The sequence below is a fragment of the Oscillospiraceae bacterium NTUH-002-81 genome (assembly GCA_032620915.1).
Lineage (GTDB): Bacteria > Bacillota > Clostridia > Lachnospirales > Lachnospiraceae > JAGTTR01.
This window is the reverse complement of sequence record CP136052.1, coordinates 3,348,545-3,366,857: the sequence shown is the minus strand read 5'-3', so window position 1 is coordinate 3,366,857 and position 18,313 is coordinate 3,348,545. Positions and strand designations below refer to the sequence as shown.

General features: G+C 45.7%; 17 protein-coding genes and 1 tRNA gene. 17 read left to right on the top strand and 1 reads right to left on the bottom strand.

Annotation, left to right across the window (positions count from 1 at the left end; all coding sequences use genetic code 11):
• Positions 1-191 precede the first annotated feature (191 nt).
• From RJD28_16680 to RJD28_16660, 5 genes are all read left to right on the top strand, one after another.
• Positions 192-1,277 carry a thiamine pyrophosphate-binding protein gene (locus RJD28_16680; protein ID WNV59662.1) on the top strand — a complete coding sequence of 362 codons (1,086 nt, stop codon included), beginning with the start codon at positions 192-194 and terminating at the stop codon, positions 1,275-1,277.
• A complete protein-coding gene (locus tag RJD28_16675; GenBank protein ID WNV57798.1) occupies positions 1,234-1,644 on the top strand; it encodes a thiamine pyrophosphate-dependent enzyme in 411 nt (136 codons plus the stop codon). Before RJD28_16680 ends, RJD28_16675 begins: the two co-directional genes overlap by 44 nt.
• Positions 1,645-1,676: 32 nt before the next feature.
• Complete coding sequence (locus RJD28_16670; protein WNV57797.1) at positions 1,677-2,576, top strand: CoA-transferase; 900 nt, start codon at positions 1,677-1,679, stop codon at positions 2,574-2,576.
• Complete coding sequence (locus RJD28_16665) at positions 2,576-3,397, top strand: CoA-transferase (GenBank protein ID WNV57796.1); 822 nt, start codon at positions 2,576-2,578, stop codon at positions 3,395-3,397. Before RJD28_16670 ends, RJD28_16665 begins: the two co-directional genes overlap by 1 nt.
• A 94-nt stretch (positions 3,398-3,491) precedes the next feature.
• A complete protein-coding gene (locus tag RJD28_16660; GenBank protein WNV57795.1) occupies positions 3,492-4,124 on the top strand; it encodes a lactate utilization protein in 633 nt (210 codons plus the stop codon).
• A gap of 86 nt (positions 4,125-4,210) precedes the next feature.
• Here the strand turns inward: RJD28_16660 and RJD28_16655 are convergent, their stop codons facing one another.
• A complete protein-coding gene (locus RJD28_16655; protein ID WNV57794.1) occupies positions 4,211-5,233 on the bottom strand; it encodes a MaoC family dehydratase in 1,023 nt (340 codons plus the stop codon).
• Positions 5,234-5,428: 195 nt separating this feature from the next.
• Between RJD28_16655 and RJD28_16650 the strand changes: the two genes are divergently transcribed.
• The 12 genes from RJD28_16650 (at position 5,429) to RJD28_16595 (ending at position 18,081) form a co-directional block, all read left to right on the top strand.
• The gene (locus RJD28_16650) at positions 5,429-6,205 is read left to right on the top strand and encodes a hypothetical protein (GenBank protein ID WNV57793.1); all 777 of its coding nucleotides are present in this window, start codon (positions 5,429-5,431) and stop codon (positions 6,203-6,205) included.
• A 2-nt stretch (positions 6,206-6,207) separates the two neighbouring features.
• A complete protein-coding gene (locus tag RJD28_16645; GenBank protein ID WNV57792.1) occupies positions 6,208-7,137 on the top strand; it encodes a CoA transferase in 930 nt (309 codons plus the stop codon).
• Positions 7,134-7,898, top strand: a complete 765-nt coding sequence (locus RJD28_16640; GenBank protein WNV57791.1) for a CoA-transferase — start codon at positions 7,134-7,136, stop codon at positions 7,896-7,898. The genes RJD28_16645 and RJD28_16640 overlap by 4 nt, the downstream gene beginning before the upstream one ends.
• A 94-nt stretch (positions 7,899-7,992) precedes the next feature.
• Positions 7,993-8,712, top strand: coding sequence for a GntR family transcriptional regulator (locus tag RJD28_16635; GenBank protein ID WNV57790.1), 720 nt, complete (start codon positions 7,993-7,995; stop codon positions 8,710-8,712).
• Between the two features lie 165 nt (positions 8,713-8,877).
• Positions 8,878-8,951, top strand: a tRNA-Pro gene (locus tag RJD28_16630).
• 241 nt (positions 8,952-9,192) lie between these two features.
• Positions 9,193-9,486, top strand: a complete 294-nt coding sequence (locus RJD28_16625) for a type II toxin-antitoxin system RelB/DinJ family antitoxin (GenBank protein WNV57789.1) — start codon at positions 9,193-9,195, stop codon at positions 9,484-9,486.
• Between the two features lie 11 nt (positions 9,487-9,497).
• Complete coding sequence (locus RJD28_16620; protein WNV57788.1) at positions 9,498-9,905, top strand: putative toxin-antitoxin system toxin component, PIN family; 408 nt, start codon at positions 9,498-9,500, stop codon at positions 9,903-9,905.
• Positions 9,906-10,109: 204 nt separating this feature from the next.
• Positions 10,110-11,795 carry an alpha-glucosidase gene (locus tag RJD28_16615; GenBank protein ID WNV57787.1) on the top strand — a complete coding sequence of 562 codons (1,686 nt, stop codon included), beginning with the start codon at positions 10,110-10,112 and terminating at the stop codon, positions 11,793-11,795.
• 163 nt (positions 11,796-11,958) lie between these two features.
• Entirely contained in the window at positions 11,959-15,219 is a 3,261-nt protein-coding gene (locus tag RJD28_16610) for an aldehyde dehydrogenase family protein (GenBank protein WNV57786.1), read from the top strand.
• 161 nt (positions 15,220-15,380) lie between these two features.
• Complete coding sequence (locus tag RJD28_16605) at positions 15,381-15,956, top strand: manganese efflux pump (protein WNV57785.1); 576 nt, start codon at positions 15,381-15,383, stop codon at positions 15,954-15,956.
• Positions 15,957-15,987: 31 nt separating this feature from the next.
• Positions 15,988-17,403 (top strand): radical SAM protein, encoded by a 1,416-nt coding sequence (locus RJD28_16600; GenBank protein WNV57784.1) that lies wholly within the window; start codon positions 15,988-15,990, stop codon positions 17,401-17,403.
• Between the two features lie 108 nt (positions 17,404-17,511).
• Positions 17,512-18,081, top strand: coding sequence for a TetR/AcrR family transcriptional regulator C-terminal domain-containing protein (locus tag RJD28_16595; protein ID WNV57783.1), 570 nt, complete (start codon positions 17,512-17,514; stop codon positions 18,079-18,081).
• Positions 18,082-18,313 lie beyond the last annotated feature (232 nt).

Sequence of the window (18,313 nt, the reverse complement as noted above, 5' to 3'; positions counted from 1 at the left end):
AGGAGGAGAACTGGTCGTTAAGGTGCTTCAGGAATTTGGTGCAAAGAGAGTATTTGGAGTACCCGGAGGACAGACCTTGTATGTAACAGATCCGTTGAATGATACGGATATTCGCTTTGTACATACGCGTCATGAAAATGGCGCGGCATGTGCGGCAGATGGATGGGGAAGACTGACAGGGGGAACCGGGAATTTGTCTGGCAACGACGGGACCGGGAGCGACAAATTTAATTACAGGTTTAGGTGGAGCATTGAGAGATTCCAGCCCAGTAATCGCCCTGGTGTTTCAGAACAAACTGCCAGATGCCGGAAAGGGAGATGCGCAAGAAAGCGATCATGAATTATTATTTGAAAGTATTTGTAAGAAATATATTCCGGTAAGAGATGCTAGTACAGTTGTATGGGCAATGCGAGAGGCTTATCGTGTGGCAAAGACAGGAAGGCCGGGACCGGTAGTGGTAGATCTGTACAGAGATGTTGTGGAAAATCAGACGGCTTCCTATGAATATGTTGATCCCAAGAACTACTGTGTAATGCCGGAGAGTATTGCGAATGATGAAGCAATTGATGCAGCTTTTGATGTGATCAAAGCAAATAAAAAGATCGCGTTGTGGATCGGCAATGGAGTAAAACTTGCTCATGCACAGGAAGAGGTGAAAGCATTATCCAGATTGTTGGATGCGCCGATTGTGTGTACATATAATGGTATCTGTGCGATTGATACAGACTTTGAAAATTTGGTTGGGCCAAGATCGAGACATGGAAGTGCTGTTACAAAGGCAACAATTGAGGAAGCAGATTGTGTTATTCTGATAGGATCCACACTTACTGCAATCAGCACAAACCGTTGGGAGATTAAAGCGAAAAATATCATTCAGTTTGACATTGTGCCGGAAAATATTGGAAGACACTATCCTGTTGCTGTCGGCGTTGTGGGAGATGCGAAAGCTTCTGTGGATAAGTTAAATAAAAAGTTAAAAGCAGAATCCTATGTGGCAGATGCTTCTTATAAAAACTATATTTTTGCAAAGAAAGAAGAATGGGCAAAGAATCTGTTCCAGGGCGCAATTGTCGATACGGAAGCAACACCTGTTCCACCTATTGCATTACATATAGAATTGCAGAAAGTATTAAGAGAAAACGGCATTTTTGTTGTTGATGCTGGTAACCCTGGTGCATGGACGCATATTACAAAATTCCCTAAAGGAACGACTTACATGAAGCCAGTCAACTATGGAAATATGGGATTTGCTTTGGGGGGCTTCTCTTGGTTGTAAAGAAGCCTGCCCGGATAGAGAGGTTGTGGCGCTTCTTGGAGATGGATCTCTCGGCATGACGTTAGGGGATCTGGAAACGATTGGAAGAGAAGGGCTCCCGATTATCGTTTTGGTAGTTAATGACTCTGCTTTTGGAAATATTCGTCAGGAAGAGCTTTTTAAGATGGGAGACGGAAGATATATTGGCGTAGATTTTCCGAATATAGATTATGTAAATGTAGCAAAAGAACTTGGATTAGGAGGCTGCATTGTGCGGAAAGCTTCAGAAATTCCCGAAGCATTTGCACTTGCAAGATCTGCAAACAAACCTTTTATGATTGAAGTTAAGCTGGATGGAAGTTTTACTGTGTGGCCAGAAGCAATATAAGAAGATTCATTTTATAGAAAGAAGGGATAGTTATGCAGGAGAGAAGAACAAAGTTAGTATCGATTAGTGAAGCGATATCTCATATTCCGGATGGCGCAAAAGTAGCAAGCGGTGGGTCACTTATGAGAAAAACGCCCATGGCCTTGGTTCGGGAAATTGTCCGGCAAAAGAAAAAGGATTTAACGTTATATTCCTGGAGTTCAGGTATGAATTATGATATGTTGATTGGCGCTGGATGCGCGAAAGAAGCATGGTCTTCATATTGTGGATTATTCCAGCTGGGAATTGCACAGAATTTCAGAAGAACGGTCGAAGAAGGTGGATGCCGATACGTAGATCTCAGTGAGACTTGTTGTAAAGATAAATTTCGGGCGGGTGTATTCAACAGAAGTTTTGTTATTTCTAAAGTGCCGTTAAATACGGATATTATGAAAAATCCTGAATTCAAAGAAATCATATGCCCGTTTACCGGTGAGCGTTATGCGGCAATGGAAGCTTTTCATCCAGATGTTGCCATTGTACACGCACATCGTGCGGATAAATATGGAAATGTTCAGTTCGATCCTATTCGAATGATGGATAATGAAATGGACGTTCTTATTGCAAGATCTGCAAAACTCTGCATCGTCAGTGTAGAGGAAATTGTTCCGGAAGAGGAAATTATCAGAACACCACATCAGACGCTTCTTCCGAAACTTTATGTTGATTATGTAGTACATGCTCCTTTTGGGGCACATCCAAGTTCATGTGACTGCCGCTATGATATGGATTACGAACATGGGGAATATTACCAGGAGTGTTCCAAAACAAAAGAAGGTTTTCAGAAATATTTGAACAAATATGTGTATGGAATTACAGAGGAAGAGTACATCAACAAAGTTGGCGGCGTTGAAGCGTTAGAAAAGAAATTAGGGAGAGGAGGGTGGAACTAATGAATGGATTTACACTGGAAGAACTTTTGGCTGTTGAGGTATCAAAACTGGTTCGGGATGATGAAATGAATTTTACAGGAATTGGGACAGGCGGCAAAGCGTACATTCGTGCCTGTGGCATTCCGCTGGTCGGTATTCGGCTTGCACAGGAAAGACATGCGCCAAATGCATTGTGTATGATGGGCCCGGTACTGGATCCTTTGCTGGATCAGCAATCCATTCCGCCGACAAATCAGGAATACGATCTCATCAAATGGCCCTGCCGTAGTCAGATCCCACTGGAAGATGCGTTAGGTTTGTTCCGGCTTGGAAAAGTAGGATTGGCTTTTGCGTCAGGTGCACAGGTTGATAAGTGGGGAAATTTGAATATTGCTATGATTGGAAAGGATATAAAGCACCCGAAAGTACGTTTACCAGGCTGCCTGGCACAGAGCGAGCTGGGGTGCTATGCAAAGAGAGTGTGCATTATTGTTCCGCATACGAAACGTGTTCTTGTGGACCATGTTGATTTCATTACAGCGGCAGGCCATGAGAATCGGGATGGACTTCCCGGAGGTGGTCCGGTCAGAGTAATGACAAACCTGGCAATTATGGATTTTAATCCAGAGACACATCAGATGCGTGTGAAAAGCATACATCCGGGAATAACGGTAGAACAAGTTCGTGAGAATACGGGATTTGATATTGAAATACCGGAAAATGTACCTGTTACGCCGATTCCGTCAGAAGAAGATCTGAGACTGATTAGAGAAGAGATTGATCCGGGAAAGAAATTTCTTAATGCATATTTAACAGGTGAGCCTGCTTCGATTGAAGAGTGATAGCTTAAATTCTCCTGAATTACAGAGGGCTGTATTTGCACAGCCCTCTGTGCTATTTACAGGAAAATAAAGGTTAAAATATTTTGGAGGGAAAATGAATAAGAATGAATATTATAGCAAAATTGCGCAAACGATAATTGCACGACTAAAATCAAGGCAAATACAGGGCTATTATTGCGATTCAAAAGAAGATGCGCGCAAAAAGGCACTGGAATTAATTACAGAGGGAAATTCTGTTGGATGGGGAGGCTCTCAGACAATAAAAGATATTGGATTAATGGAGGTTATTCAAAATGGACCTTATGTTGTATATGACAGGAAAAAATATAGCAATAAACAGGAAAAGATGGAAATGTATGCACATATTCTCCAGGCAGACTGGTTTTTAATGAGCACAAATGCAATTACAATGAACGGAGAAATGATAAATATTGATGGAAGATCTGATCGAATTTCTTTTTTATGTTTTGGCCCGGAAAATGTATTGATAGTTGCGGGAATGAATAAAGTAGTGCCTGATGTGGAGAGTGGAATTAAAAGGAGTCAAAATGTCGCAGCACCGAAAAATGCAATGAAATTAGAAAGAAAGGTTCCTTGCAGGGATAGCGGGGAATGTACGGCTTGTTTGAGCCCGGAATGTATTTGTTCTCAGATTCTTATTACGCGCCGTTCTGCTTATAAAAATCGGATAAAAGTGATACTTGTGGGAGAAGAACTGGGATTTTGAATAGTAACAGAGAAAATGAGTAAGACAGACTGAAAAACTGTGGTTTCTATTTAACCACAGTTTTTCAGTCCGTGAATGTATTCTATTTAATCATCCGATGTGTTTCGGAGACAGCTGGCCCAGCCGGCAACTGCAAGGCGATCATCCTGGCGCCGGATCCAAACATCTAAATAAACTTTTTCCTGCGTATCGGACACTTTCTCAATGTTTGTAATCATGCCGTATACATTAAAGTCTTCAAATACAGTGATGGGGGCAATAAATTTAGCTTTGATCCAGCCTCCGGTAAAGAAATCCTTTCCAAATGCGCGTGTAAGTAACTCTGTAAAGGTGCAAAACGATTGCATTCCCTGCACGATCGGCATGCGTAGGCCGCCTGCTCGCGCAGTTGAAAGATTATTATGAATATTGGTGACAAATTCACCAACACGGGAAAATACAGCAGCTTGTTCGGCAGTAATATTCTTAGATAAGGGAGTTAAGCAGTCTCCAATTTTACTTGAAGAAGTTATGGTATCTATATAATGGGGATTGGGAGGCAGATTGCCGGTCACTCTTTTTTCAGGAGCAGCGCTGCCGCGGCCGACGATATTTCCAGGGATGGTTCTTAGAATTTCGACTCCTCTGTGACGGATAATACTTCTCCCATCAGCACCTTTTGCATTGGCTTCCAGTACTACGCAACCTTGTCCTCTGTGTTCATATGCGTCTACATAAGTCCCCTCCAATGTTACGATTTCGTCCAGCTTTGCGGGAGAATCAAACCATATCTGTTCTTCGGTATGAAGACCGACAACCTGACTGCCGCGATATCCCAAAGTGAACATTTGCAACAGGTCATTTGTAAGTAATCCCGCCTGGGCGATACGAGTGTTATCAAAGGGGCTGTTTCCTTGCATTGCCCAGGGAAGATAATCGTTAAGTGCAAAAGCATAGCGTTTGATTTTATGATCATCGATAATCTCTTTTACGGGTCCAAATGTTTCGGGAATGCTTAGATTTTCAAAATCGGGAGATTTTAATCCGGCTTCAAGATCGTCTACAGTTTGCGCTCTTCGTGGATCTGAAATGTCACGCCACACGTAAGTGTCAGAAAAAGTTTTTTTCATGTTTATTCCCTCCAATGAATATAAGATGTAAAGATAAATTTGTATTATTATTGTATAATATAAAGACAAAAAAATCAATATATCAAGTGAAAAATATAAAAAAAACACCACAATAAAAATACGTTTTATTGACAATATTGACAAAAACTGATAACATTAAAATAAAATATAAATAACATAAAGGTGTGGAAAAATATGAGATCAGAAAAGGTAAAATTAGAAAAAACAACACCGGATTTGAAAAAACGAGTATTTCATGGAAGCAGTATTTTATTTATTGGAAAACATGAATCCATACGAATGCTGTTTGAATTGCAGAGATTACATATAAATGGTCTTAAAATATATGACTACGGCCAATCATTGTCAGCGAAAGTTGCTGTAAGGGCGGGATATGGTGAAAGAATATTTTCGGAAGAGATAAATGATGATGTTATGAAAAAGCAAATGTATGCAGGTATAAACAACATGGAATATATACCGTGTAATGTTTCGGATGATTTGATAAATAAATATCCCAATATTTATAAAAAAATAAAATCTCCTTTTACGCAGGAAATGATTACTGTAGGAAAGGCAATTCGTCCAGAAGTAGCGATCATACATGTCCCTCGTTGTGATATATATGGAAATATCCAGGTCGATCCAACAGACAAGATAGAAGAAATGGAAAATCTTAGACTGGCTTTGTGTGCTTCTCACATTATAGTTACAGCGGAACAGATTGTTACATCTAAAGCAATACAAATGAATCAGCGCAATATGGTAATGGAAAGCGATAAAATTGATTTTGTGATGGAAACACCATACGGGAGTTTTCCTACCTGTGAAGAAGGAAGATATAGGGCCGATGAAATGGATGATGTGCAGCTGTTGAAGGCTATAGAGGAATATAAGGACTGGGAAAAGTGGATTAATGATATAGATGTCATGAAACTGTTGTACCTGACGACGAATCGAAGAGGAGAATAGATATGTCGGAAATTCAGAATAAAATAATTACGATAGAAGAAGCTGCAGAAATAATTCCAGATGGCAGTAATCTTGCAATTGGTGGCTTTGCAGAGACCAATAATCCGATGAGTATTGTACGGCAATTGATTCGAATGAGAAAAAGACACTTGGAATTATCCGGAATGGGGGATGCACAATCAGCAGAACTTTTGTGCGGAGCGGGATGCGTTGACAAAATTCGTTTTTCCAATTATATGGCTAAAGATGGAAGGTGTCCTAATTTCTCAAGAATGGTCGAACAGGGAAAGATTGCGGTGGAAGACTATAGCCATTTTGCCATTACAAATCGTTTTTACGCAGCAGCGATCGGTGTTCCATTTATGCCGGTAAAAGTTATGTTGGGTTCTGATATGCAGACAATCCAGAACATTGACAGGGGCAATAAAATTATGGAAGTGGAGGACCCTTTTAGTGGTGAAAAATGCGGAATTGTGCCAAAATTAGAACCAGATTTTGCGTTGATTCATGTGGCCCGTGCAGATCAGGAAGGAAATTGTCAATTATATGGAATTACCTCTTCAATTGAAATTATTGCACGTGCAGCAAAAAAAGTAATTGTTTCAGCGGAGGAAATTGTTAGTACAGAAAGCATAAGAGAAACAAATGAGCATACAATTTTACCCTCCTTTTTTGTTGATTATGTGGTACATGCACCATACGGGGCGTATCCAGGAGGGGTATACACATATTATGATTATGATCTTGAACATACAACCATGATTACCCGTAGTGGAAAAACGGAAAAAGGAATGAAGGAATATTATGAGGAATGGATTTATGGAACAAAAGACGAGCATGCGTTTTTGAATAAAGTGGGATTGAAGCGCTTGATGGAACTCAGAGCTGATCCATACTATGGAATCAGTCTAAAGAACAGGGGGAAGATATGATGTGCTGGACGAAAGAAGAACTTATGATCGCTGCAGCGGCTGATGTTATAAAAGATCACGATATTGCATTGGTTGGAATTGGTCTTCCTAATCTTGCTGCTATGTTGGCAAAACAGACACATGCACCGAATTTAAAACTGGTATATGAATCGGGTGCAATAGACGCTTCACCGGAGAATTTACCTCAGGGACCTGGAGATTTTCCGTTATTACGCACATCCGTAATGAACACGTCATTGTTTGATGCATTAGGGTATGTGCAACGCGGAAAGGTAGATATTGCCTTTCTGGCAGCTGCGGAAATAGATCAATATGGGAATTTGAATGCGACAGTTGTGGGAGATTATTTGCACCCGATTTGTCGCTTACCGGGAAGCGGTGGCGCTAATGATATGGGGTCTGGCGCGAAAAAAATAGTTGTTGTTTCGAAACACATTCGAAGAAAATTCCCGGAACGAGTCTCTTTTATCACGACACCGGGATTTATAAATGGACCGGGCGATCGCGAACGATATGGATTAAATGGAGAAGGCCCTGTAAGAGTTTTGACAGATTTGGGTGTGTTCGGGTTTGATGAAAAGACAAAACGAATGAAAATCTTATCGATTCATCCGGGAGTTGATAAGCAGGAGATCATTGATAATACGCAATTTGAAATTCTTGGAATGGATGAGGAAATTCCAGTTACAAAGCAGAAAAGTGAAAGAATTCATCAATTGATAAAAAATCTGGATATGAATCACCAATATATTGGAAAATAAAAATTTAAAGTGTTTTTGGTATGCTATTGACAGAAACAGATGAAATTATTATTATAAAAATAAATACAATAGCAATACAAAGTGAGGAATGGGTATGGAGAAAAAAACAGGACCCCTTTACTATATCATTAAAGAAGATTTGAAAAGAAAGATAGAGAATGAAGAATTAAAACCCGGAGAAGTGCTCCCAACAGAAAATCAATTATGTGAAGAGTATAAGGCCAGCAGAGTTACAATAAGAAGGGCTATTAATGAACTGATTACCGAAAATGTTCTGGAACGTGGATTTGGAAAGACAGCTACCGTAAAAGGTGATAATGTTCCCAGAAGCTTAAATCGTCTGGGAGGCCTGCATGAGGAATTGGAAAAGGCGGGTATCAAATGTTCTTCTTTTATTCTTGAAGCTAAAATAATTGAAGCGCCGAAAGAAATAGCCGGTTATATGGGGATTGATAGTCAGGATAAGGTATGGGTAATAGAACGGCTGCGATATGCGAATGGGAAGCCACTTTGCTATCAGTTATTATACTTAAATTATAAATTATGTGAGAATCTGGATACAAAAGAATTGTCAACATCTTCGTTGTATGAGTTATTGGAGCATAAATTAGGAGTAGAGATTGATACAGCGACACAAAGCATACAGGCAGTAATGGCAACCTATCGAATTGCGGCACTTTTGGAACTGGCGGAACAGACATGTATGTTAAAGGTTAATAGAACAGCATACACAAAAAGTGGGGAGTGTTTTGAATATTCAGAGAGTTCTTATGTTTCGAGCAGGTACATGCTTACAATGACTTTAAAACGATAATAAAGAGATTGGATTTTCTCGGAAAGGTAAATTTCCTCCAATTTTATTGGTAAAAAAATTTGTTAAAAAAGTTTCAAAAACCGGTTGACAAACTGCACTTGCTTATATATAATATCACTTGGACGTTCGGCAAGGGAGTACATCTTCTGAACGGATGATCCAAATCGAAGTGTGGCTCAGCTTGGTAGAGCGCTGCGTTCGGGACGCAGAGGTCGCGTGTTCGAATCACGTCACTTCGACTTTGAGAGAGTCAGAATTCTTTTAAAAGGATTTTGGCTCTTTTTTGCGTAATGATAATTCGAAGAACTTTTAGTCACGCTGATGTTTTCTGACAACTTATTTTAATTAAAATCCTATAATTCGAACTCAACAAGTTCTAAATATGATTATTTAGGTTCTATTTATTGACTTTTTGATGAATTTTTTCGTATAATATATAGAGATAACTATTGTTGATTTTGAGAAAAGAGGGATTGATTTATGGGACAGACTACATTTAGTGTTCGGATGGATGAATCTTTAAAGAATCAGTTTGATAATTTATGCAAAGAGTTTGGGATGAATGCATCGACCGCTTTTAATATTTTTGCCCGTGCAGTTGTTCGGGAGAGGAAAATTCCTTTTGAAATTTCTGCGCCGATAAGAAATTCTTTAGAAGATGGACGTGCTGCATTTCACGCATTACGTTTAGCAGCTAAAGATAATCATCTGCAGGATATGTCGCTGGATGAGATTAATAAGGAAATCCGATTGGCCCGTGACAGTAAGGAGTGAGGAAGGCGCCTATGAATTATTTGGTTGTCATTGATACGAATGTTTTGATATCGGCATTGTTGTCCAAGCATAGAGATGCGGCAACTGTTCGAGTGCTGGAGGCGGTTTTTGATGGAACGATTATTCCTGTTTTCAATGACGAAATTCTTGAGGAGTATTCACAGGTGCTTCGCAGGCCAAAATTTAAATTTGATAATGGTGTTATTGAATTATTGTTAAATGTAATGAAAGCAAATGGGATATTTGCAGAGCGGCTTATTACAAATGAGCGACTTCCAGACCCGAAGGATCTTGTGTTTTATGAAGTCGTTATGGCAAAGAAGGAGGATAATGCGTATCTGGTTACAGGGAATGGGAAACATTTTCCTCAAAAGCCTTTTATCGTTACACCGAATGAGTTGCTTGCGATTATTCAATAAAACTTTTAGTTACAAGAGGAATAAAGAAAAATCGGAGCGCTGCCTTTCGGCAGGGCTCCGTAAGAGAGAGGTATGTTATGAAAAAGTTATTTCTTTTACATGATTTATCATAGAGGAAGATTATGAAGAAACTGTGATGTTCCCTTTAAATAAATGTGAACTTTTTGCGTATTTTTGAAGAAAAAGGGAAAGGAAGGAGAAGGTATGGAAAGAAAATGGTGGCATGGGAAGGTGGCCTATCAGGTATACCCGAAGAGCTTTCTGGATACGAACGGGGACGGCATCGGTGATCTGCGGGGGATTATCAGCAAACTGGATTATCTGAAGGATCTGGGTGTGGATATCGTGTGGATTTCGCCGGTATACTGTTCCCCCTTTGTGGATCAGGGATACGATATTTCAGATTATTACAATATCGATCCGTGCTTTGGCACGATGGCGGACATGGATGAGCTGCTGGTGGAGGCGAAGAAGCGGGACATGGCGGTGCTGATGGATTTGGTGGTGAACCACTGTTCCAACGAACATGAATGGTTCCAAAAGGCGCTGGCAGACTCGGACGGGGAGTATGGGCAGTATTTCTACATCCGAGAAGGAAAAAACGGGCAGCCGCCCTGCAACTGGCGCTCTTATTTTGGCGGCAGTGCCTGGGAGCCGATTCCGGGAACGAACAAATATTATTTGCATCTGTTTGCGAAGGAGCAGCCGGATCTGAACTGGGAGAATCCGAAGCTGCGGGAAGAGATTTACAAAATGATGAACTGGTGGCTGGACAAGGGGCTGGCCGGTTTTCGCATCGATGCCATCATTAATATAAAGAAGGATCTGCGGTTCCAGGATTTTCCGGCGGACCGGGCGGATGGCCTGTGCAGCTGTGCGACGATGCTGGCGGCAGCGGAAGGGCCGGGTGCATTTCTGCGGGAGATGAAGGAGAGAACCTTCGACCGGGTGGATGCGTTTACCGTGGGCGAGTTGTTCAACTACCGGGAGGAGGATCTGCCCCGGTATATCGGAGAGAACGGTTATTTTTCTACGATTTTTGATTTCAGTTCGGAGGCGGCCGGATGCAGCGAGAAGGGCTGGTATGACCGGCGGAAGCTTTCGCCGGATGAGTATCGGGATATTTTGTACCGGGTGCAGCGGATCACAGCCAACGTGGGTTTTATGGCAAATATCATTGAAAATCATGATGAGCCCCGGGGCGTCAGCCGGTATCTGCCGGACGGCGGCTGCACGGAGAAGAGTAAGAAAATGCTGGCAGCGGTGCTGATGATGCTCCGAGGCCTGCCCTTTATTTATCAGGGGCAGGAAATTGGCATGGAAAACTGTGCCTTCAAAAATATTGAAGAAATGGATGACCTCAATTCCAGGGACGAGTATCGGGTGGCCCTGGCGGCCGGATGCACAGAGGAGCAGGCCATGGCGGCGGTGCAGCGCTACAGCCGGGACAACTGCCGGACACCGTTCCAGTGGAATGCCGGGACAGAGGCAGGATTTACCACAGGGACACCATGGCTGAAAGTGAATCCCAACTATACGCGCATCAACGCCGAAGCGCAGATGGGCAATCCGAATTCTGTCCGCTCCTGGTACAGGCAGCTCATTGCGCTGCGCAAATCGGAAACATACGGAGAGACAGTTGTCTACGGCGCATTTCGTGCGTTGTTTGAAGAGGAGCATGACCTGATCGCTTTTGCAAGAGAGCGGGAGGGACAGCGGCTGGTGGTGCTGGCAAACTTCCGGGAGGAACCCCGGACGCTGCAGCTGGAGGCACCGGTGAAGGAGATTCTGCTGACCAACCGGGCATACACGGAGGAAGAGCAGGCGCAGGCGGCGGAAGGCGTGATCACGCTGGACGGTTATCAGGTCATCATTGCAGAGTGCCAGTAAGCCGATGTAGAAAGCAAAAAACGTAATCTTTCTGGAATTTGCCAGATCAGGATTGCGTTGTCTTGCTAAACAGAGTTTAGAAAAAGTTTAAAATCCCATATCTTCCTGTTTAATGTTTTATTTTAGCATAAAACTGATAAAGCATAGAAAGGCAGGAGCAGATATGGGTACAGAGCTGGCGCAGAGCATCAAGAAAACGGAAAATGGGCAGCCAGAAGCAGCAACAGAAGGAAGAACAGGAACCAGGCAGACGGGTACAGGAGCCACCGGATGGAAAACAGAGGTAAAAGCAGAACTGAAAGCCCACAGGGGACGTCTGATCGTCTGTGCACTGATCGGCATTTTGCTGCTGGCGTTTCTGATCAGCCACAAAAATGTTTTTGAGGAGCCCTGGGGAACGAATATCAATCTGGCGGCTGATTACGGGACGATCCCGCTGCAGGAGGGCCATGAGCTGTCTCAGAGCTTTCAGTCAGAGGGGCAGCATCTGGATCAGCTGTTTCTCTGGATCGAAGGGGCGGCGTCTGCCGACGGCACGCTGCTGGTGCGGCTGGATGATGAGAATGGTACGCTGGTGACCCAGTCTGTGGCCATGGCGGATTATGCCGAGGATGTGGCCAAGGTATGGGTGCCCATGGATCAGGATCTGAAAAAGGGCAAATCTTACACAGTTACGCTGAACTACGAACGCACGGCGGCCAACGGCGGAAGCCATGTGCAGGCAGATGCGGCGTCTGCTGGTGATCCGGGTGAGGCACAGGGCGTGATTTATTTCCGCAGCAGCAGCAGCGGCAGCGCGGCGCTGGAGATGCCTGCGGTGGGAGATGGCGGCACGCTGGAAGACGGCATCACCGTGGTTTTTGACTATGAGCGGATGAACATCCGCGCCTTTGCCCGGGCCATTTTCCTGGTGCTGGTTCTGGTGGGACTGCTTGCAGTGCCTGCCTCCTTTATTCAGGGAATCTTGCGGAAGATCGGCGTCGGCGGTCATGGCGCCTGTGGAACTCTGACAGAGCCGTTTCTTGTGGAGGAAAACCGGCAGAAGCTGTCCATGCTGGCGTCGGCGGCAGTTTTATTTCTGGGGCCGGTATTTACCTACTGGCTGGTGGAATACGCCGGCGGCAACTGGGAAAATGTCAGCAAAAGCTATGGTTTTTACAATATCATCTGGTATTTTCTGTTTTATGCGGCCATTTATGTGGTGACAGACCGGGCGGCCTGGGCGGCAGCCATTGTGAACCTGGTGTTTCTGGCGTTGGCGGCTGCGAATTATTTTGTGCTCCAGTTCCGGGGCAAGCCGGTGCTTCCCTGGGAACTGAAAGCAGCGAAGACAGCGGCAACCGTGGCCGGTGGGTATGATCTGCAGTGGACACAGCAGCTTCTGACGGGAGTGCTGGCGGCAGCGGTGTTTATTGTTCTGGCATTCCGGCTTTGCAGCAGTGCGCATCGACGCCAGCTATCTGCGACGACAGGACAGGCCTTTCGTTTTCGTATTTTCAAGGATGCCCTGCTGGTGCTGATTGGGTTTGGCTTTGTCATGATTTTTTATGAAAGCGGTTTTCAGGCGCGGCGTGGCATCGGCACCGATCAGTGGGACATCAGCGGAAATTATGCCAATCAGGGATTCCTGCTGAGCAGCATGTCCTATCTGGGGCTGAAAAATGTGCAGGCCCCGGACGGCTATTCGCAGAAATCGGTGCAGCGCATCCGGGATTCCATTGACCAGAGTACGGCGTCCATGGACGGGACTTCTACAGTGAAGACGGTGCCGCAGAATATCATCATGATCATGAATGAGAGCCTGACGGACTACAGTGTGTTTAACAACTTTGCACCCAGCGAGGATGTTTTGACCTTTATTCACAGCCTGCAGGAAAATACCATCAAGGGCTATCTGCAGACACCGGTGTTTGGCGGCGGCACCTGCAACACGGAATATGAGTCGCTGACCGGCAATTCCCTGACATTTTTGCCCGGCGGCGTCATGCCCTATCAGATGTATGTGACGCCGGATACCGGTTCTGCGCGGAGTAATGGAGGAAGCGGAATGCAGGAAAATATAGAACAGTTACTGAAAAAACAGCGCGATTTTTTCAACACAGGCAAGACACGGGATATCCGCTTTCGAAAGGCGGCGCTTCTTCGCCTGCGGCAGGCCATCCGTCGGCGGGAACAGGAGATCAGCCGGGCGCTGCAGGCGGATCTGGGAAAAGCGCCTTTTGAATCCTACATGACTGAGGTGGGGCTGACGTTAAGTGAGCTGACCTATGTGCTGCGGCATCTGGATGGCTGGACGAGGGAGAAAAAGGTCCCCACACCGCTGGCCCAGTTTCACGGGAAAAGCTTCACCGTGCCGGAGCCGTACGGCGTGGTGCTGGTGATGGCACCCTGGAATTATCCGTTTCTGCTGACGATGGAGCCCCTCATCGGTGCTCTGGCGGCAGGCAACTGCTGTGTGCTTAAACCTTCGGAGGATGCGCCCCGGACGTCGGCGGTCATCGCTTCTCTGCTGGAGGAGATTTATCCGAAAAGCTATGTAACTGTGGTGGAAGGTGACCGGAAGATCAGTGCAGCTCTGCTGGAACAGCGGTTTGACTATATTTTCTTCACTGGCAGTGTATCGGTGGGAAAGCTGGTGATGGAGCAGGCGGCAAAACATCTGACGCCGGTGACGCTGGAGCTGGGCGGCAAGAGCCCCTGTATCGTGGATGAGACGGCGGATCTGTCCCTGGCGGCCAGACGAATTGTTTTCGGCAAATTTTTAAACAGTGGGCAGACGTGCGTGGCGCCGGATTATGTGCTGGTACAGCGCTCCGTGCAGGAGAAGTTTATGCAGGAGCTGTGCCGCCAGACAAAACGGCAGCTGGGACGGGAACCGCTGGCAAATCCCCATTATCCCCGGATGGTCAATGAGCGGCACTATGATCGGGTGATGCATCTGCTGGCCGGGGAGCTGGCGGTCATCGGCGGCTATGGCAGACGGCAGACGCTGCAGATCGCGCCCACCGTTTTGCGGGATGTCTCTCCCGAAGCGCCTGTGATGCAGGAGGAGATCTTTGGTCCGGTGCTTCCGGTGCTGGCTTTTGACCGGCTGGAGGAAGCCCTCCGTTTTGTAAAAGAACGGGAAAAACCGCTGGCGCTCTATCTGTTCACTGCAGATCGGAAGACCGAGGCCAAGATTTTGCGGCAGGTTCCCTTTGGCGGCGGCTGTGTCAACGACACCGTGATCCATCTGGCAACCTCAGCCATGGGCTTCGGCGGCGTGGGAAACAGCGGCATGGGAAGCTACCACGGTAGGGATTCTTTCGAGACGTTCAGTCACCGGAAGAGCATCGTGGACAAATCCACCTGGATGGATCTGCCCGTGCGGTATCAGCCTTACCGATGGTGGAAGCAGGCGCTGTTACGGTTATTTTTACGATAACAACAATCAACACCGGATGTAGAATTCAAAACGACATTTGGCCATATTTGTCGTTTTGGATTTTACACCCGGTTTTTTTTGTCTGTCGATTTTTTCGGGAACGGAGGCTACAGTATAGGCAGACAGAGGAACAAAGGAGATTCCGGAAAGGGAGTGAAACAATGAATCTGGCCGAGATACTGATCATTTCGATAGGTCTTTCGTTTGACATCTTCGCGGTAACTGTCTGTGTCGGTGCTACGCTGCAGAAAATAGAGAAAAAGAAACTGGTCTGTATGGGCCTGATTTTCTGTATCTGGCAGCTGATCGCTGTGGGGCTTGGATTTCTGGTCGCCAGATTCCCGGTGATGCAGACCCGGACGTCGGAGATGCAGAACATGTGGGATGCGTTTTCGGTGATTATTTTTCTTGCGTTAGGGGTATATATGTTTGCGAAGGGCTGGCGGAAGAAAGACTTCCTGGAGCGGCGCGGACAGATCAGCTATCAGAAAGCCTGGGCAGCCGCCATGATGACCAGTCTGGATGCATTTTTCGCAGGCATCGGGTTTGGTTTTCTGGGTACAGAGATCCTGGCCGTGGGGCTGATCCTGGAACTGGTCACCCTGATCTTTGCGCTGGCGGGGACATTCGTGGGATACCGACTGGGTTATGAGCAGCGGACGAAGGCCTACGCCATTGGCGGAATCATACTGATTATTGCAGGTATTGATGTCATCATCCGATACCTGATACAATAGATATTTTTAAAGAGATATGGAGGATACGGTTATGGGAACATTAACACATAAGGCTGCAAGAGCGGCATTTTCAACAGCGATTGATCAGGCATTAAAACATATTTATAAAGACAGAGAAAAAGGACTGCTGGATATCGTGGATATCTCGGAGAAGTTCCTGGGTGACACATTCGGAGATCAGGTATATGACAATGCCAGAAAGATGATCCAGGATCCGGACAGCAAATGGATGCAGTACATCAACAGAGGTCTGGACGAGATCAATCCCCACGTGGCAAAGATGACCGCCCTGAACTTAGGCTTCGAGGCTGCTTTCCATGGCACCAAGACCATCCGGAAAATGCGTGAGATCCACCAGTGCAACATTCCGTGGCTGATCCTGATGGATCCCACCAGCGCCTGCAATCTGCACTGCACCGGCTGCTGGGCAGCAGAGTACGGCCACAAGCTGAACTTAAGCTTTGAGGATCTGGACAGCATCATCACCCAGGGCAAGGAGCTGGGCGTTTACTTCTACATGTATACCGGCGGCGAGCCGCTGGTGCGCAAAGCAGACATCATCCGTCTGTGCGAGAAACACAACGACTGCGAGTTCCATGCATTTACCAACGGCACACTGGTAGACGAGGATTTCTGTAAGGAAATGCAGCGGGTAGGCAACCTGTCCCTGTCCATCAGCCTGGAGGGCTTTGAGGAAGTCAATGATTTGCGCCGTGGCGAGGGCGTGTTTGACCGTGTCATGAAGGCCATGGATCTGCTGAAAAAATACGGCCTGATCTTCGGTACATCCATCTGCTATACAAGTAAAAATATTTCCACCGTTACTTCCGATGAGTTCCTGGATATGATCATCGAGAAGGGCTGCCGGTTCACCTGGTATTTCCACTACATGCCGGTAGGAAATGACGCATCCGTAGATCTGCTGCCTACCATGGAGCAGAGAAAATATATGTACCATCGGGTACGGGAGATCAGAGGCGCCACAGGCGGCAAGCAGATCTTTGCCATGGACTTCCAGAACGATGGTGAGTTCGTGGGCGGTTGTATCGCAGGCGGCAGAAACTATTTCCATATCAACGCCAACGGCGATGTGGAGCCCTGTGTATTCATCCATTATTCCAGCGCCAACATCCACGATGTGACACTGCTGGAAGCACTGAAGCAGCCGCTGTTCATGGCATACCGGGATAACCAGCCCTTCAATGGCAACCACTTAAGACCGTGCCCGATGCTGGAGAATCCGGAGCTTCTGCAGAAGATGGTGGAGGAGACCGGAGCCAAGTCCACAGACCTGCAGTCCCCGGAGAGCGTGGAGCATCTGTGCGGAAAATGTAAAAACTATGCGAAGGAATGGGAAGGCCCGGCCGCAGAGCTGTGGGATTCCAAGGAGCATAAGAAGCCGAAATACGAGAATTACAAGAAAAAAATAAGCTGGGAAATTCTGTAAAATAATTAAAAAAATAACGCAAGCCCTTTGCATTTTGCCTGAAAATATGGTACCATTTGAGAGATTTATGGTTTGGGAAAAATCAGGATTGGACAAAGGTGAAAAAGAATGGAACAAAAGAAAGATCTGACAAAGAAGCTGATTGCTGAAAGCTTCCAGAGCCTTCTGGAGAAGCATCCGTTTGATAAAATTACGATCCGCATGATCACCGATCAGGCGGGATTGATCCGACCAACCTTTTACAACCATTTTCAGGATAAATATGACCTGGTGGAGTGGATATTTTCGGAGGACATTGTCAGTGAGGTGGATCGCCTTCTGCAACACGGTATGCAGCAGGAAGCCATCAAGTTCCTGTTTACGGGTATCCATAAGAACCGGAAATTCTATGCCAAGATGCTGCAGGTCAGCGGACAGAACAGTCTGGAGGAAGTGCTGGTGCGACGGCTGGAGGAGCTGTTCCGCCGGGAGATCACCGAGAAGGGCATCAAGGACGTTCCCCAGAACCGGGTGCTCAACGTTACCTATGTAAGCCGGTATTATGCGTTGGGGCTTGCGACTTCCATCGAGGCCTGGCTGGCCGGCGGCGACAACGAGGTGTCGGTGGATGAGCTGACAGAAGCATATGAATTTTTGATCACGCATTCGATTTATGATATCATCAATGAAGATGTCTGATTTCGTGCCATGTATTTCACAGGAGATACATGGCACTTTTTGTCCCAGTTCACTTGTATATTCGTATGGTCAGATTTCATGCTTGCATGAAAATCTGGCTGTGCGAATATACAAAGGGAGCGCCTTCTAATGAGCAAAAATGAGCTGCGACGCAGCGGAGAGCATCAAAGATGCGGTTTTGCGAATGGCGCGGGTGAACTGGTTATGTATGTTCTGTGACAATGGATGTTGT

What these genes read in the sequence shown, in the direction of transcription:
- RJD28_16610 (WNV57786.1), top strand. Translation starts at nt 11,959, where the DNA reads ATGGGTACAGAGCTGGCGCAGAGCATCAAGAAAACGGAAAATGGGCAG.
- RJD28_16665 (WNV57796.1), top strand. Translation starts at nt 2,576, where the DNA reads ATGAATGGATTTACACTGGAAGAACTTTTGGCTGTTGAGGTATCAAAA.
- RJD28_16615 (WNV57787.1), top strand. Translation starts at nt 10,110, where the DNA reads ATGGAAAGAAAATGGTGGCATGGGAAGGTGGCCTATCAGGTATACCCG.
- RJD28_16675 (WNV57798.1), top strand. Translation starts at nt 1,234, where the DNA reads ATGGAAATATGGGATTTGCTTTGGGGGGCTTCTCTTGGTTGTAAAGAA.
- RJD28_16620 (WNV57788.1), top strand. Translation starts at nt 9,498, where the DNA reads ATGAATTATTTGGTTGTCATTGATACGAATGTTTTGATATCGGCATTG.
- RJD28_16600 (WNV57784.1), top strand. Translation starts at nt 15,988, where the DNA reads ATGGGAACATTAACACATAAGGCTGCAAGAGCGGCATTTTCAACAGCG.
- RJD28_16655 (WNV57794.1), bottom strand. Translation starts at nt 5,233, where the DNA reads ATGAAAAAAACTTTTTCTGACACTTACGTGTGGCGTGACATTTCAGAT.
- RJD28_16640 (WNV57791.1), top strand. Translation starts at nt 7,134, where the DNA reads ATGATGTGCTGGACGAAAGAAGAACTTATGATCGCTGCAGCGGCTGAT.
- RJD28_16635 (WNV57790.1), top strand. Translation starts at nt 7,993, where the DNA reads ATGGAGAAAAAAACAGGACCCCTTTACTATATCATTAAAGAAGATTTG.
- RJD28_16660 (WNV57795.1), top strand. Translation starts at nt 3,492, where the DNA reads ATGAATAAGAATGAATATTATAGCAAAATTGCGCAAACGATAATTGCA.
- RJD28_16595 (WNV57783.1), top strand. Translation starts at nt 17,512, where the DNA reads ATGGAACAAAAGAAAGATCTGACAAAGAAGCTGATTGCTGAAAGCTTC.
- RJD28_16650 (WNV57793.1), top strand. Translation starts at nt 5,429, where the DNA reads ATGAGATCAGAAAAGGTAAAATTAGAAAAAACAACACCGGATTTGAAA.
- RJD28_16645 (WNV57792.1), top strand. Translation starts at nt 6,208, where the DNA reads ATGTCGGAAATTCAGAATAAAATAATTACGATAGAAGAAGCTGCAGAA.
- RJD28_16605 (WNV57785.1), top strand. Translation starts at nt 15,381, where the DNA reads ATGAATCTGGCCGAGATACTGATCATTTCGATAGGTCTTTCGTTTGAC.
- RJD28_16670 (WNV57797.1), top strand. Translation starts at nt 1,677, where the DNA reads ATGCAGGAGAGAAGAACAAAGTTAGTATCGATTAGTGAAGCGATATCT.
- RJD28_16625 (WNV57789.1), top strand. Translation starts at nt 9,193, where the DNA reads ATGGGACAGACTACATTTAGTGTTCGGATGGATGAATCTTTAAAGAAT.